This window comes from Clostridium tepidiprofundi DSM 19306 (genome assembly GCF_001594005.1).
Taxonomy (GTDB): domain Bacteria; phylum Bacillota; class Clostridia; order Clostridiales; family Clostridiaceae; genus Clostridium_AC; species Clostridium_AC tepidiprofundi.
This window is the reverse complement of the sequence record NZ_LTBA01000050.1, coordinates 1-14,189: the sequence shown is the minus strand read 5'-3', so window position 1 is coordinate 14,189 and position 14,189 is coordinate 1. Positions and strand designations below refer to the sequence as shown.

Sequence of the window (14,189 nt, the reverse complement as noted above, 5' to 3'; positions counted from 1 at the left end):
AACTATTGAAGATATTAACTACTTAAATAAACGTACACAAATACGTTATTTATGATATATAAATTGTACTATGGAGGTGATAAAAAGTAAAGATTATTATAAAAATTTTTAACAATTATTAAAAAAAATATGCTTAGTCTTTTTTTGAAAAATCATATGTAATTAAGTGTAAAATTTGGCATTTAATTTTTGCTTGATAGATAGATCAAACTAGATTTTGCTCTTTAGAGCTGAAGTGGAATTTGCATACTTGAAATGAATATGATTTACGTGATATAATACTTATTGTGTTGGATATATAATAATTTTGGAGAAATGTCCGAGAGGTCGAAGGAGCTTGACTCGAAATCAAGTGCACGTCATTGATGTGCCGCGGGTTCGAATCCCGCTTTCTCCGCCAGTAGAAAACTTCAGCAGTTTTGCTGAAGTTTTTTTAGGTGCAGTGAACATGTTTTGCTAAAGCAAAAAGCTTAATATTAGATTGTCATTAAAAAGACCAATGTATTTGAAATAAAATAACAAGTCAAATATGCGACGTATATTTTGTGAAAATGACTAAGTACAAGTTATGGCATATGAACAAAAATTTTAATTATTATTAAAATTTTATATATTATACTCAAAATTTTGTGATAGAATATAAGGTAGTGATGTAATATTAATTGTATAAAAGAGGGGGAGAGTGGGTATGAAATTTAAAGACATGAAATATGAAAGACCAAATATTAAAGAGTATGAAAAGACATTTAGTGAATTGTTTGAAAAATTTGAGAAGGCTGAAAGTTTTGAAAAACAAGATTCATTGATGAAAGAAATTAATGAATTGAGAAATGAAATTGAAACAATGGGTACAATAGCTAGTATAAGACATACAGTTGATACGACAGATAAATTTTATGAAGAAGAACAGAATTATTTTGATGAAAATGTACCAATATATGAAGGATCGATTTCTAAGTATTATAATATTTTGGTTAATTCAAAGTTTAGAAATGAACTTGAAGAAAAATGGGGAAAACAGATATTTAATATTGCAGAGATGACTATAAAAACTTTTTCACCTGAAATAATTGAGGATTTACAGAAAGAAAATAAGCTTTCATCTGAATATACAAAGTTGATAGCTTCTGCAAAAATAATGTTTGAAGGTGAAGAGAGAAATTTATCTCAGTTGACTCCTTTTCAACAATCTACTGATAGAAATATGAGAAAAAGAGCGTGGGAAGCTAAAACAGATTTCTTAAAGGAACATGAAAAAGATATAGATGAAATTTATGATAAATTGGTTAAAGTAAGAACAAAAATTGCAAAAAAGCTTGGATATAAAAACTTTATTGAATTAGGATATGCACGTTTGAATAGATCAGATTATAATGCTGAAATGGTTGCAAATTACAGAAAACAAATAGAAAAGTATATAGTTCCAGTGGCAATTAAATTGAGAGAAAGACAGGCAAAACGTCTTGGACTAGATAAATTAAAATACTATGATGAAAGATTCAGTTTTAAAACTGGAAATGCAAAGCCTCATGGTGATCCTGATTGGATACTTAACAATGCAATTGAAATGTATAATGAACTATCTCCTGAAACAAAGGAATTCTTTAATTTTATGACTGAAAATGAATTGATGGATTTGGTAAGTAAAAAAGGTAAAGCAGGTGGAGGATACTGTACTTTTATGCCTAAATACAAAGCACCATTTATATTTTCTAATTTCAACGGTACTGCTGGGGATGTTGAGGTGTTAACTCATGAGGGTGGACATGCTTTTCAGGTGTATACAAGCAGAAATTATGAATTACCAGAATATTGTTGGCCAACTTTAGAAGCATGCGAAATACATTCTATGAGTATGGAATTTTTGACTTGGCCTTGGATGAATTTATTCTTTGAGGAAGATACAGATAAATTTAAATTCAATCATTTAAGTGAATCATTATTATTTATTCCTTATGGAGTGGCAGTTGATGAGTTTCAACATTTTGTATATGAAAATCCAGATGTATCTCCTGATGAAAGAAAGAGAGCATGGAGAGAAATTGAGAGAAAATATCTACCACACAGAGATTATGAAGAAAATGATTTCTTAGAAAGAGGTGGATTTTGGTTCCAGCAATCACATATTTTCAATGTACCTTTCTATTATATTGATTACACATTAGCTCAAGTATGTGCATTCCAATTTTGGAATAAGTCTCAGAAAGATAGAGAAAATGCTTGGAAAGATTATTTGAATTTATGTAGTGCTGGCGGAAGTAAATCATTTCTTGAATTATTAAAGGTTGCAAATTTAATTTCACCGTTTGAAGATGGCTGTTTAAGTTCAGTTATAGGAAATATAGAGAATTGGTTAAATTCTGTTGATGATACAAAGTTTTAAGCTAAAAAGGGGGGTAAACTGTTGCAGAATTATTATAAAAGTCTATAAAACTATCTAAAAATTGTTAAGGATACAAGTGCTGAATTTGTGATATAATAGAGTTAGCTATTGTGAATCTCGTATATTGCGAAAGTGATATAACCATTGGGTAGAACCATGAGGGTGGTAGTTAGCGAAAACCAAGCAAATGTTAGTGAATACAAGTAGTTACACTTAAAAGTAAACTTGTATATGTAGGATTCGTTGTATCCGAATTTAAGCCCTCGGACTGTTATATCAAACCAAAGTAGCTTCGGTAAAATGGGATAGGTTGAACAGGGAATTAAACAAGCTTTATAGAGTTTTATAAGGTTTTGGCAACGGATAATTATTATGAATAATGAAGCACAAAATAAAATGAAAGAGTTTAAAGAATATATTAACAAAATAGAGTATTTAAATAGTGCAGCTTCACTGCTTTACTGGGATATGAGTGTTAATATGCCTAAAAAAGGTGTGGAATATAGAGGAAAAGTATTAGGACATCTTACAGCTGAAATATATAAGCTAGAAACTTCAGATACTATGAAGGAATATTTGGAGTATTTTTCAAAAATAGATGATTTGGATGAGGTTCATAAATCTATGATTAAGAGTTTAAAAAAGAATTATGAACTTTCAAAAAAAATACCTGAGGAAAAATTTAAAGAGTACACTATTTTGACAACTCAAGCTGAAGCTGCTTGGGAGGATGCTTATGCTAAATCGGATTTCAGTTTATTTCAACCTTATTTAGAAAAAATAGTAGCATTCAACAAAGAATTTGTAGAATATTGGGGATATAAAGGTAATAAATACAATACTTTACTAGATAAGTTTGAAGAGGGAATAACTGTTGACAAGTTAGATAATATATTTAGTGAATTAAGAGAAGCTTTGGTAAAACTTTTGGATAAGATTAAAAATAGCAATGTTAAGATTGATGAAAGTATTTTTAAGAATAATTTTTCAAAAGAAAAGCAAGAGCAATTGAGTAAATTAATTCTAGAAAAAATGGGATATGATTTTGAAGCTGGAAGACTTGATGAATCTATTCATCCATTTACTATAGGATTTAATAGAAAAGATGTAAGAATAACTACTAATTATTGTGATAAAGATTTAAGACCAGCCTTGTTCAGTTCTATCCATGAAGGGGGTCATGCTATATATGATCAAGATATTTCAGAAGAACTTTATGGTACAGGACTTGGAGATGGAGCATCAATGGGAGTTCATGAATCCCAGTCAAGATTTTATGAGAATATACTAGGAAGAAGTAAAGAATTTTGGACATATTTTTATACTGAAGTTAAAAAAATATTCCAAGAATTCAAAGATGTAAGTCTTGAAGACTTTTATAGAGGAATGAATGTTGTTGAACCATCTCTTATAAGAGTGGATGCTGATGAGTTGACATATAGTTTACATGTAATAATAAGATACGAAATAGAAAAAGGTTTAATAAATGGAGATATTGAAGTCGAAAATTTACCAGAAGTTTGGAATGCTAAGTATAAAGAATACTTAGGTATTGAGCCTTCAAATGATAAAGAAGGAGTGCTTCAAGATAATCACTGGGCAGGAGGAATGATAGGATATTTTCCAAGCTATGCTCTAGGAAATATATACGGAGCACAGTTCTTTAACAAAATGAAACAAGATATTCCAGATATTTTTAAGCAGATTGAAAAAGGAAATTTTGAAGTGATTCATGAGTGGTTGAAGGAAAATATTCACAAATACGGTGCAGTATATACTCCTTCAGAATTAATAAAGAAAGTTACAGGAGAAGAGCTTACAGCTAAGTATTTTATAGAATATTTAAATAATAAGTATTCAAAAATTTATAATTTATAAACTTAAAAAGAGACTATCTTATAAAGGATGGTCTCTTTTTGAAGAATTAGGCATTTTTAAAGAAATAACTAGACAGTATGGTACAAAATATACGTTGCATCTTTAAATTCTTATTTTCTTTTAAATGCCTTATGGAGTAATTCACATATGAAGAATTATTAAAACTATACGATAAATGAATGTGGATGTTTTTGTACGTTATTGTTAAAATGAATTTGATTATAATCTAAAATTATATATACGTATACAAGGGAGAGATATTATGGGGAAAACAAAAAAATATTTGAGCATTGTTTTAGTTCTTATTGTTTTATTGTCTTTTGCAGCATGTAGTAGTAAGGATAAAGATAACAACAAAAATGATGAAGCTATAACAGAAAAGTCCACAGCAGGAAAAGTTACGGAATCTAAAGAGGATAAAAATAATGTTAGTAGTGATAATTCGAATGATTCAAAGAATATAGAAGAAGAAAAAAAGGCTTTATTAGAGAGTATAAATACCAAAAGGAAAGAATTGGAAGACAGCGCATTAAAGAAAGTAAATAAGGACAGAGAAGATTTTGATAAGCAATGCAAGTATGATATAGGAATTGATGCTATTCAAAGTAAGTTGGGAGAATTGAAAAAAATAGAGTTGGCAAATGCGGAAAATAGCTATAAAGTTGATATAAATAAGATAAACAATGAGTATGAGAATGAAAAGAATAAGGTTGATTTAGATAGCCAAAATTTGATGGATAAAATAAATGATGATTATAATGCTGAATTGGCTAAAATAAAATTAAATTATGATGCAGAATTAGAAAAAATAAAGAAGAACTATGATATGAGCTTGGATAACATAAAAAAGAAGTATGGTATAAGTATAGATGATATTATGGATATAGCAAACGAAGTAAAAAGGCTCAAACGAGAGAATCTAGAAGAAGAGGAATATAAAAATGAAATAGATGATTTAAAATACCAGTATGAATGTGATGTTGAGGCCATAGCAAGTGAGGTTGAAAAGGCAGAAAATGATAAAATGGAGGCAGAAAATAAGGCTCTTAAAGATAAAATTGAGCAAGAATTTAATGCACAGCAAAATAAGAATGAACAAATTTTTTCTGCTAATCAGAAAAAGATAGATGATATGCTTAAAGTAAAGCAGCATAAATCAGATCAGGAGAAGGAAGCAAAATCAAAATATGAAGAGAGCAAAGCTAATATAGAAAAGAGTATTCAAAGTAAAAAAGGTCAAATAGAGAAATTAAAAGCTCAGTATGATGACAAAATTAAGGAATTACAGAGTATGAGGGATAAGAGCATTGAGAACGAAAAAAATAAAATACACGAAAAATATGATAATAAGTTTAAACAAATGAGTGAGTGGGAAAGTAAAAACAGTCCTAATTGGGATTATGTTATAAAAAAAGAGGGTAATGATATTTTAGAGGTATATTCTAATTGGGAAAATGATTTTCATACTAAAGTAAAAACAATTAATGATTGGTTTAAAACAAGTGTTAATAATATAATAAAGTAAAAAAAGAAAACTTTGTAAAAAATATTTACACTAAAAGCTCTTGAATTTATGTATCATTGATAGTATAATAATATCTGTGTCTTTAAAAGAACATGGATTGATTATTTTTGGAGAGATGTCTGAGCGGCTTAAGGAGCACGCCTGGAACGCGTGTGTAGGGGAAACTCTACCGAGGGTTCAAATCCCTCTCTCTCCGCCAGTTCCGTACTAGTTGGGGAGTTAGCGGTGCCCTGTAACCTGCAATCCGCTATAGCAGGAATGAAGTCCCTCTTGAGGCTCTGATTTGTATGGTCTGACCTACATAAGTGGCGTTGAGAACTGGGTCCCACGCAACAGAGATTTGTGAACCTCGTCAGGTCCGGAAGGAAGCAGCGATAAGCAAACACCTCTGTGTGCCGTGGATTAACCTGGTTTGAGTTAACTGTGTGGGTAACGCATATGGATCATTGTCAAGGGAGGGTGTACGGTTTCAATATTTTTTGAGATTAGCTCGGCTAAGTTGATTAGCCGAGCTTTTTTAAATTTAGGAACACAAAAATTTATGAAAATTTTTTATTTTAGTGTATAATAAAGTTGGTTCAGTATTTTAAAACTTGTTTTGAAAAGGGGATTTTTATGGCATATACAGCTCTATATAGAGAATGGAGACCAAGGGTATTTAATGAAGTTGTTGGTCAGAAACATGTAACAGTAACTTTAAAGAATCAGATTAAAAATAATAGAATCGCACATGCATATCTTTTATGTGGAACAAGAGGTACGGGTAAGACTTCTACTGCTAAAATTCTTGCAAAAGCGGTGAACTGTCAAAATCCTATAGATGGTGAACCATGCAATGAATGTGAAATGTGCAAAAAAATAAATTCTGGGTTAGCGATAGATGTAATTGAAATAGATGCAGCTTCACACAATGGAGTTGATAATATAAGAGATATAATTGAAGATGTTCAATATCCACCGCAAGAAGCTAAATATAAAGTTTATATTATAGATGAAGTTCACATGTTGTCTATAGGAGCGGTAAATGCTTTTCTTAAGACGCTAGAAGAGCCACCTACTAATGTTATATTTATTTTGGCTACGACCGACCCTCAAAAGCTACCTATTACTATTCTATCGAGATGTCAAAGATATGATTTTAAAAGGATTAAAGGAGAATTCATATTTGAAAGACTTAGAAAAATTGTTGATGAAATTGGAATATATGCCGATGATAAAAGTTTAAAACTGATATCAAGAATATGTGATGGTGCTATGAGAGATGCTTTAAGTGTTCTCGATCAGGTTATTTCAATGAGCGATGGTAAGGTTGAATATGATAATGTTATAAATATTCTTGGGCTTGTAACTAATGAAAATCTTATAAAGCTTACTGAAGCTATAATAGATAGAAATATTGAACAATCTATAAAGACTATTGATGATATTGTCTACAGTGGAAAAGATATTAATTTATTTATAAAAGATATAATAAATCATATGAGAAATTTAATGATGGTTAAAATAAGCAATAAACCGGAAGAAATATTAGATATGTCTTCTGAGAATATAGAAATACTTAAAGAACAAGCGAGTAAAATAAGAACAGAAGAGATAATGAGGAATATTAGGATACTGCAAGAGGCAGAAGAACAATCAAAATGGAGTAAACAGAGTAGAATATATCTTGAACTTGCTGTTATTAAAATGATTAAAATAGAATATGATACATCTAAAGAAGTATTGCTTGCTAGAATAAATAGAATAGAACAATTATTAAAAAATAAAACATTAGTTTCTTCAGGTGTAAATACTGGTGTTAATAATACATATACTAGTACTAAAAGCAACAAAGTAACAAAAAGCAAATATGAAGAAAATAAAAAATTAAAAGAACCAATCGAAGAAAATCCAAATTCAAATTTAACAGTGGATATTGTAAAAAAATCATGGAAAGATATATTAGATTTATTTAAAGCTAGAAGGTTTATGATTCTATATGCCTCATTGATGACCGGGAAAATTGTTTCATGTAAAAATGGCATTATAGAAATCATGTATGAGGAACAATTTGCATTTAATAAAGAAAGGCTAGAAAAGGATCCTTTTAGAAAACAAGTAGAAGAGGTGTTTTCTGAAGTATTAAATGAAAAAGTAAGAATAAAATACATTGTAGAAAAAAAACAAGAAATAGTTAAATCACCTGAAGAATTATTAAAAGAAACTTTCGGTGAAGAAAATGTTGAAATAATTGATTGAACAGGTAAATTTGTGTAATAGTATTTTGAAAAAAATATATAATTTTGATATGATATAGTTGATTGAAACATCAAAAGAGATAATATGATTACTGATTTGATTTATACTGTTGTTTAACTGGAACAATAAAAAAATAAAAAAAAGAAAGGAGTGTACTGATTAAGTTTAGTCCAGTTTCTTAATCAGGTATTGATATGGCAAGAGGTGGATTCCCAGGAATGGGTGGAGGAAATATGAATAGCTTGTTAAAGCAGGCACAAAAAATGCAGAAACAGATGGAGAAGATGCAAGAAGAATTAGAAAACAAAACTTTTGAGGCATCTGTTGGAGGCGGTACCGTAATTGCAGTTGCAAGTGGTAAAAGGAAGATTATTGATATAAAAATAAAACCTGAGGTTGTAGATCCAGATGATGTTGAAATGCTTCAAGATTTAATTCTTTCTGCATGTAATGAAGCACTAAATAGGGCAGAAGAAGAAACAGCTAATGAAATGAGTAAATTAACAGGTGGAATGAATTTACCAGGATTATTTTAATATAAGTACATTGAACTCCCACTCTTGTAGTGGGAGTAATTCTTATGTATACGAGGTGAGAAAATGGACTTTTATCCAGTAGCGATTGAAAAATTAATAGAAGAATTTGCTAAATTACCAGGTATCGGATACAAAACTGCTCAAAGACTTACACTCTACGTTTTGAACCTCCCAAGTGATGAGGTTGAAGGATTTGCAAATGCTTTAATTGAAGCAAGAGGAACTATAAAATATTGTTCAATATGTGGAAATTTTACAGATACAGATCCTTGTCCTATATGTTCTAATCCTAATAGGGATAAGAGCATTATTTGTGTTGTTGAGCATCCAAAAGATATTAGGATTATGGAAAAAATAAGAGAATATAATGGTGTTTATCATGTGCTTCATGGTACTATTTCTCCTATGGCAGGCAGAGGACCAGAAGATATTAAATTAAAAGAATTAGTGAGAAGAATTAATGGTGAGGTAAAAGAAGTCATTGTTGCAACAAACCCCAATATTGAAGGTGAAGCAACGGCTATGTATATATCAAAAATATTAAAACCTCTCGGAGTTAAGGTAACTAGAATAGCTCATGGTGTTCCAGTAGGGGGAGATTTGGAATATGCTGATGAGGTTACTCTTTCAAAAGCATTAGAAGGAAGAACGGAAATATAAGAGAATGAATTTAGGCTATTTGATATTGTTGTCCATAAAATTACTTATCAAATAGCCAAACTTTACACCAATGGTTTCCGTACCATTATATATCATATTGAGTTTCTAATTCATTTAATAGTTTATTATATAAATCAACATCCTTTTGAAATTTAAATAATACAGGCAATTCGTAAACATCATTAAAGAAAATTTTTTTATTATCATTAAAGTTGCTTAAAACAGCCTTTTCTCCTAGTTTGAATTTACCAAAAGAAGCATTAGTTAAAAAATACCCATCTTTCAAACTACTCCTTTTTAAATTTTCAGGAATTTTTATTTTTTGTAAAAACAATATATAAGTTTTATCTTTTTTCATAGATATATATCCCTGTATACACATATAACTTCTAGTATGTATAAAATAACTTGGTTCATAAATATACACTAGTTCTTTTGCATAATTTCCTTTTAAAACTTTCAAAACTTTACTTTTTCTTAATATTGATAATGCTACAGGTACACCATCATCTAGAGGTTTAACTTCTAGTACCACATTAGAATAGTTTATTAAATCATTTAAGTTTTGTATATCATATTTATAATAATATTCAAGGCTTCTATAATCTTTTTCTGTAGATATATATGAAATTGGAGGATTAATTTTTTTTAACTCATCAAGAGGTGGCAATTGAATAAAACTAGCACTAGTATTAAAGGCAATTAAAACAGACATAATAATAATAATAATACATGTGATCATTAACACTTTTTTTACCATTTTTAATTCCTCCTAGCTATTTTTTTTAGAGTTCCATCAACTAAATTTAAATGTTCATCGCAAATGTCTGAAATTTCATCTATAGTATGGCTAACTATTAAAATAATTTTATTTTTACTTTTTTCTTCAATCATTAAATCTTTAAACATACTAACTCCTTCGGAGTCTAAACTATTAGTTGGTTCATCAAGTAAGATGATCTCTGGATTTTCCATTAGAGCTTGTGCTATAGCTAAACGTTGCCTCATTCCTAATGAATAATTTTTTACTTTTTTATCTTTTACATCTTTTAATCCAACTTTATCTAAGTATACAAGTATTTCTTCTTGATTAATCTTTTTTTGTATAGATGCCAGAAATTCTAGTGTTTCTAATCCAGTTTTATCTTTCCAAAATAGAGGCGTTTCAATTATCACGCCTATTGAAGGTAATATAGAAACATCTTTATTCAATACTTTATTTTTATAAATTATATTGCCATCTGAAATCTTTGAAAGCCCACAAATGCATTTCAAAAGAACTGTTTTACCAGTACCATTTTTACCAGTAATACCGTAGATTTTCCCTTTTTCAAACTTAAAATTTACATTTTTTAAAACATAGTTGTTTTTAAATTTTTTAGATACATTTTGTAGAGTAATCATCAGTAAATCTCCTTTTTAAATAATAATATCATATATAATACTATTAAAAATATTATGAATAGCACATTGATAATAACCGCTGTTAAATAATCACTTAAATTTATTTTTAATGTATTTGTATTTGAAAATACTATAGATAGCATTATAGGATTTTTTGATAATAGACTAGTTTTGCCCATATATTTCGAAAATAAGCCTATTACTAAAAAAGTAATTTGATTAATGTAAGCTAGCGATAATGAAATTGAAAAAGAATAAAATATCATAAATATTAGAGTTATTAAAACAAATATTATAATTAAGGTATAATTCATAATAAAAGAAATTAAAATTGTATTTAAGTCGCTTATAGTATTATCGCTATAAAAGAAAAGTAACAATAACATTGTAAATACATACATTGTTGATTGAGTTATAAATGCTTTTTTAAAAACATTAACTAAAAGTTTAATTGAAAAAATTCTTTTTCCTCCTAGTCTAGTTACTAAAAAAGTATAATTATCATAATAACTTTTAGCTGTAACAGCTACAATGAATACCCAAATTGATAATGGTAAAGAATAAATAACAATACTAGTAATATCGATTAGATGGTTATAATTAAAATAATTATAAAGAATAATAATAGAACTACTTAAATCATTAACTTTACTTAAATAATTGCTTTTCAAAATAATTAAAACAATAGGTAATATAAGTATTAATATAATTTTTTTAGTTTTCATAAAAAGACATTATCTCCGTTCTTATTTTTATAAAAATAAAATAAAGGCTGTAAATTAGTACATTTATCACTATAAATATAACGATTGTCTTTATTATTCCATGACCCATACTCCATTTTCTTGAATCATATAGAGTTTGTAAGAAATCAAATATTTTTATGTTGCTTCTTGCAAAAACAAAAAATACTATAAAAAATATCGACGACCGTATAACACTTAAATTAGGTAAAATGAGTATCATACCACTGATTGATAAAAATAAGAAATATACTAAGAATATTGAACATATTTCTACTATGTTGTTGTAGTTATTTGTAATAATTAACTTATCAATACATAATATGATTGCTCCAATATATGTATATTCAATAATAATAGAAATTAACTTTTTATGCCATTCAATTTGCTGTTGAAACCTAACTATAGAATATACGGAATAATATGGTTTTAATTCAATATATAAAAAACATATGTATAAAGGTATAAAAAAACAAAATAATCTATATATTTCATAATACTTATTTGTAAAGAATAGAGTTAACAATAGAATTACTAACATTTTTAATTTATTATCTAACTTCATCTACATTACCTCGTCTTTTTTATTAACACCTATAAAATACATAGTTACTATAAATATAACTAATATGAGAAGTATACATACTAATATGAAAATATCACCATTTTTAGATGCTGTATTGATATAACTATAAAAGCTATATTTTGACATGTTTAGTTTATTTAGTATCAGATTATAACCTATATATATCGAATATGATAAAAAACAGCATAAATATTTATTAGCTTTTATAACTAAGGATATACAATATGTTATACATGCGAATAGAGCAAATATTAACGATGGTATTGCTGAACGAATTATAATATATATACTTGGGTGAAGTATTCTAATAATATCAAGTATATTATTTTTATCATAATGTATAATAAATGCTGGGGTTGCAGTACTATTATCTAAACCAACAACAGGGTATGTAATTAAGCATAAAATAAAATTAATCATTAATGGAATAAATAAAATTAAAAATGACAATATGAATATAGCTAGAATGTTGTTACGATGATATTTTCTTTTATTATCTCTTGTAAATAACATAGAAATACTTTGGCTATTTAAATCTTCAATATAAATATCCGAAAAAGCAAATGATATAAAAATAGGACCTACGATTGATAAAATTATAACTATATAGCGTGAATCTAATGATTGTATAAATGTATTTTCATAAGCTGAACGAATGAAATAAGTTGGTGCTCCATAATTCCATTTTATCTCTGAATAATAAGTAAATAATGCCATTAATAATATACATAGAAAAATGAATATAGCTTTGCTTCTAGTTACTTGTCTTTTAATTGCCATTAATAAATTCATAAATTCATTCCTTTCTTAAAAGAGAACGGTAGCTGCCATCCTCTTTTTAGCTTGTCTAAAATCAACTTTTTATATTTCAGTATATACTTTCTACTCTCCTTGTATTTTATTATAATAATTTTTCTGCGAAAATTTACAAATATTCTTTTTTGCACAGTGCTACACATATACATCTCCTATAGAACAATACAACTTTATTGTTTATTTATATAAATAATAACAAATTTATCTATATAAGTCACTATAAATATTTTAAGGTAGGCATTGTTTGGAAGGAATAGAGAATAAATGTATTTATGTATGAAAAACACGATCCGTAAATTTTTACTGAAGCGTATAGTATATAACCTCCAAATAATGTCAATAATTTCAGATAAAGATTATTGATATTATATAGGAGGAATTTTATGAATAAGAATAGAATTTTAAACATATTGTTTGAAAATGTTAAATATACTAATGAACAAAGAGAAATATTAGATGAATTAGAAAGAGCAAAATTAGAATGGAAAATTGCAAGTGAATATTTTGAACAAGTTAATGAACCTGAACTCATAGATTATGCCATATATAAGGAAGAAACAGCTAAGGCTAAATTCATGCATTATTTATCAAAAGCAAAAGAGAAAGATATAGAAATTGATTATAAATATTGTTTGAATAGGTTTTCATCGTAAATATAAAATTTAATATAAAAAGGGAGTGAGGGTATGAGGCTTATAGGATATTTTTTAATTACAATTATCGTTATGTATATATTGGTTAAGATATTTTCATGGCCTATAAAAATACTTGGAAAATTAATTATAAATGGATTATTAGGGGTTATACTATTAATGTTGGTTAATTTATTTGGAAAATATATAGGAATACATATAGCGATTAATGCAGCTACGGCATTGATTGCTGGTTTTTTTGGTGTTCCAGGAATTATATTTTTGATTATTTTTAAAATGATTTTGTAAAACAGAGAATTTTGATAAGGAATACTTATCCGGGTATATCGGTATATGAATTATAGAAAAAAAGCAAGATATCGCTTGTATGGTTAATATAAATCTTATTAATTAACTTTATAGATAATATTATGTTCAATAATTATGATAAGATATCACTTGTCGTTGCGGTGGATAAAGAAGTTCATAAAGCGGCGATAAGTAAACAGTCAAATGAGAGTTAAAAAAACTTTCAAAAAGCTGTTGACAAGAGCAAAAGTAATTTGCTATAATACAGAAGTCGCTTGAAGCGGCGGAGAAGAAATGGTCTTTGAAAAGTAAACAGAGGAAGTAAGAAAAACTCGTAATTCTTTAGAGAATGAAGTCAGTAATGGCTTGAGCAAGATAAACTTTTAAATTGAGAGTTTGATCCTGGCTCAGGACGAACGCTGGCGGCGTGCCTAACACATGCAAGTCGAGCGATGAAGCTACCTTCGGGTAGTGGAATA

General features: G+C 28.0%; 13 protein-coding genes, 2 tRNA genes, 1 rRNA gene and 1 other RNA gene. 12 read left to right on the top strand and 5 right to left on the bottom strand.

The annotated features are described in order from the left end of the window. Window positions 1-309: 309 nt before the first annotated feature. The 9 genes from CLTEP_RS12025 to recR all read left to right on the top strand — a co-directional run bounded on the left by CLTEP_RS12025 (window position 310) and on the right by recR (window position 9,220). Window positions 310-400: transfer RNA gene (locus CLTEP_RS12025), tRNA-Ser, on the top strand. A 288-nt stretch (window positions 401-688) separates the two neighbouring features. After that, window positions 689-2,383, top strand: coding sequence for a M3 family oligoendopeptidase (locus CLTEP_RS12020; protein WP_066827037.1), 1,695 nt, complete (start codon window positions 689-691; stop codon window positions 2,381-2,383). A 372-nt stretch (window positions 2,384-2,755) separates the two neighbouring features. After that, entirely contained in the window at window positions 2,756-4,261 is a 1,506-nt protein-coding gene (locus tag CLTEP_RS12015) for a carboxypeptidase M32 (protein ID WP_066827036.1), read from the top strand. 262 nt (window positions 4,262-4,523) lie between these two features. Then, the gene (locus CLTEP_RS12010; RefSeq protein ID WP_066827035.1) at window positions 4,524-5,786 is read left to right on the top strand and encodes a hypothetical protein; all 1,263 of its coding nucleotides are present in this window, start codon (window positions 4,524-4,526) and stop codon (window positions 5,784-5,786) included. Window positions 5,787-5,895: 109 nt separating this feature from the next. Next, window positions 5,896-5,985, top strand: a tRNA-Ser gene (locus CLTEP_RS12005). A 3-nt stretch (window positions 5,986-5,988) separates the two neighbouring features. Continuing rightward, an RNA gene (ffs, locus tag CLTEP_RS12000) (signal recognition particle sRNA large type) lies at window positions 5,989-6,253 on the top strand. 148 nt (window positions 6,254-6,401) lie between these two features. Then, entirely contained in the window at window positions 6,402-8,024 is a 1,623-nt protein-coding gene (gene dnaX / locus CLTEP_RS11995) for a DNA polymerase III subunit gamma/tau (RefSeq protein WP_066827029.1), read from the top strand. Window positions 8,025-8,218: 194 nt separating this feature from the next. Continuing rightward, a complete protein-coding gene (locus CLTEP_RS11990; RefSeq protein WP_066827027.1) occupies window positions 8,219-8,560 on the top strand; it encodes a YbaB/EbfC family nucleoid-associated protein in 342 nt (113 codons plus the stop codon). Window positions 8,561-8,623: 63 nt separating this feature from the next. Further along, on the top strand, window positions 8,624-9,220 hold the full coding sequence (gene recR, locus CLTEP_RS11985) for a recombination mediator RecR (RefSeq protein WP_066827025.1): 597 nt from the start codon (window positions 8,624-8,626) through the stop codon (window positions 9,218-9,220). Window positions 9,221-9,305: 85 nt separating this feature from the next. Here the strand turns inward: recR and CLTEP_RS11980 are convergent, their stop codons facing one another. Genes CLTEP_RS11980 through CLTEP_RS11960 form a run of 5 tightly spaced genes read right to left on the bottom strand, consistent with a single transcriptional unit; the run spans window position 9,306 to window position 12,745 of the window. Beyond that, window positions 9,306-9,980, bottom strand: coding sequence for a hypothetical protein (locus CLTEP_RS11980; protein ID WP_066827023.1), 675 nt, complete (start codon window positions 9,978-9,980; stop codon window positions 9,306-9,308). A gap of 2 nt (window positions 9,981-9,982) precedes the next feature. Beyond that, window positions 9,983-10,624 carry an ABC transporter ATP-binding protein gene (locus tag CLTEP_RS11975; RefSeq protein ID WP_066827021.1) on the bottom strand — a complete coding sequence of 214 codons (642 nt, stop codon included), beginning with the start codon at window positions 10,622-10,624 and terminating at the stop codon, window positions 9,983-9,985. Further along, window positions 10,624-11,349: a hypothetical protein gene (locus CLTEP_RS11970; protein WP_066827020.1), complete on the bottom strand. Its 726-nt coding sequence runs from the start codon at window positions 11,347-11,349 to the stop codon at window positions 10,624-10,626. Before CLTEP_RS11970 ends, CLTEP_RS11975 begins: the two co-directional genes overlap by 1 nt. Then, the gene (locus tag CLTEP_RS11965; RefSeq protein WP_066827019.1) at window positions 11,339-11,932 is read right to left on the bottom strand and encodes a hypothetical protein; all 594 of its coding nucleotides are present in this window, start codon (window positions 11,930-11,932) and stop codon (window positions 11,339-11,341) included. The genes CLTEP_RS11970 and CLTEP_RS11965 overlap by 11 nt, the downstream gene beginning before the upstream one ends. Beyond that, window positions 11,933-12,745, bottom strand: a complete 813-nt coding sequence (locus CLTEP_RS11960) for a hypothetical protein (protein WP_066827018.1) — start codon at window positions 12,743-12,745, stop codon at window positions 11,933-11,935. 407 nt (window positions 12,746-13,152) lie between these two features. On the opposite strand from CLTEP_RS11960, the gene CLTEP_RS11955 reads away from it, so the two are divergent. The 3 genes from CLTEP_RS11955 to CLTEP_RS11945 form a co-directional block, all read left to right on the top strand. Next, window positions 13,153-13,422, top strand: coding sequence for a DUF2508 family protein (locus tag CLTEP_RS11955; protein WP_066827017.1), 270 nt, complete (start codon window positions 13,153-13,155; stop codon window positions 13,420-13,422). A gap of 33 nt (window positions 13,423-13,455) precedes the next feature. Continuing rightward, entirely contained in the window at window positions 13,456-13,710 is a 255-nt protein-coding gene (locus CLTEP_RS11950) for a pro-sigmaK processing inhibitor BofA family protein (protein WP_066827015.1), read from the top strand. 384 nt (window positions 13,711-14,094) lie between these two features. Continuing rightward, a 16S ribosomal RNA gene (locus CLTEP_RS11945) occupies window positions 14,095-14,189 on the top strand; the annotation flags it as partial.

Excerpts from the sequence above, each read along its gene's own strand:
- recR (WP_066827025.1), top strand. The coding sequence starts at position 8,624 with ATGGACTTTTATCCAGTAGCGATTGAAAAATTAATAGAAGAATTTGCT.
- CLTEP_RS11950 (WP_066827015.1), top strand. The coding sequence starts at position 13,456 with ATGAGGCTTATAGGATATTTTTTAATTACAATTATCGTTATGTATATA.
- CLTEP_RS11970 (WP_066827020.1), bottom strand. The coding sequence starts at position 11,349 with ATGAAAACTAAAAAAATTATATTAATACTTATATTACCTATTGTTTTA.
- dnaX (WP_066827029.1), top strand. The coding sequence starts at position 6,402 with ATGGCATATACAGCTCTATATAGAGAATGGAGACCAAGGGTATTTAAT.
- CLTEP_RS11980 (WP_066827023.1), bottom strand. The coding sequence starts at position 9,980 with ATGGTAAAAAAAGTGTTAATGATCACATGTATTATTATTATTATTATG.
- CLTEP_RS12020 (WP_066827037.1), top strand. The coding sequence starts at position 689 with ATGAAATTTAAAGACATGAAATATGAAAGACCAAATATTAAAGAGTAT.
- CLTEP_RS11960 (WP_066827018.1), bottom strand. The coding sequence starts at position 12,745 with ATGAATTTATTAATGGCAATTAAAAGACAAGTAACTAGAAGCAAAGCT.
- CLTEP_RS11955 (WP_066827017.1), top strand. The coding sequence starts at position 13,153 with ATGAATAAGAATAGAATTTTAAACATATTGTTTGAAAATGTTAAATAT.
- CLTEP_RS12010 (WP_066827035.1), top strand. The coding sequence starts at position 4,524 with ATGGGGAAAACAAAAAAATATTTGAGCATTGTTTTAGTTCTTATTGTT.
- CLTEP_RS11990 (WP_066827027.1), top strand. The coding sequence starts at position 8,219 with ATGGCAAGAGGTGGATTCCCAGGAATGGGTGGAGGAAATATGAATAGC.
- CLTEP_RS11965 (WP_066827019.1), bottom strand. The coding sequence starts at position 11,932 with ATGAAGTTAGATAATAAATTAAAAATGTTAGTAATTCTATTGTTAACT.
- CLTEP_RS11975 (WP_066827021.1), bottom strand. The coding sequence starts at position 10,624 with ATGATTACTCTACAAAATGTATCTAAAAAATTTAAAAACAACTATGTT.
- CLTEP_RS12015 (WP_066827036.1), top strand. The coding sequence starts at position 2,756 with ATGAATAATGAAGCACAAAATAAAATGAAAGAGTTTAAAGAATATATT.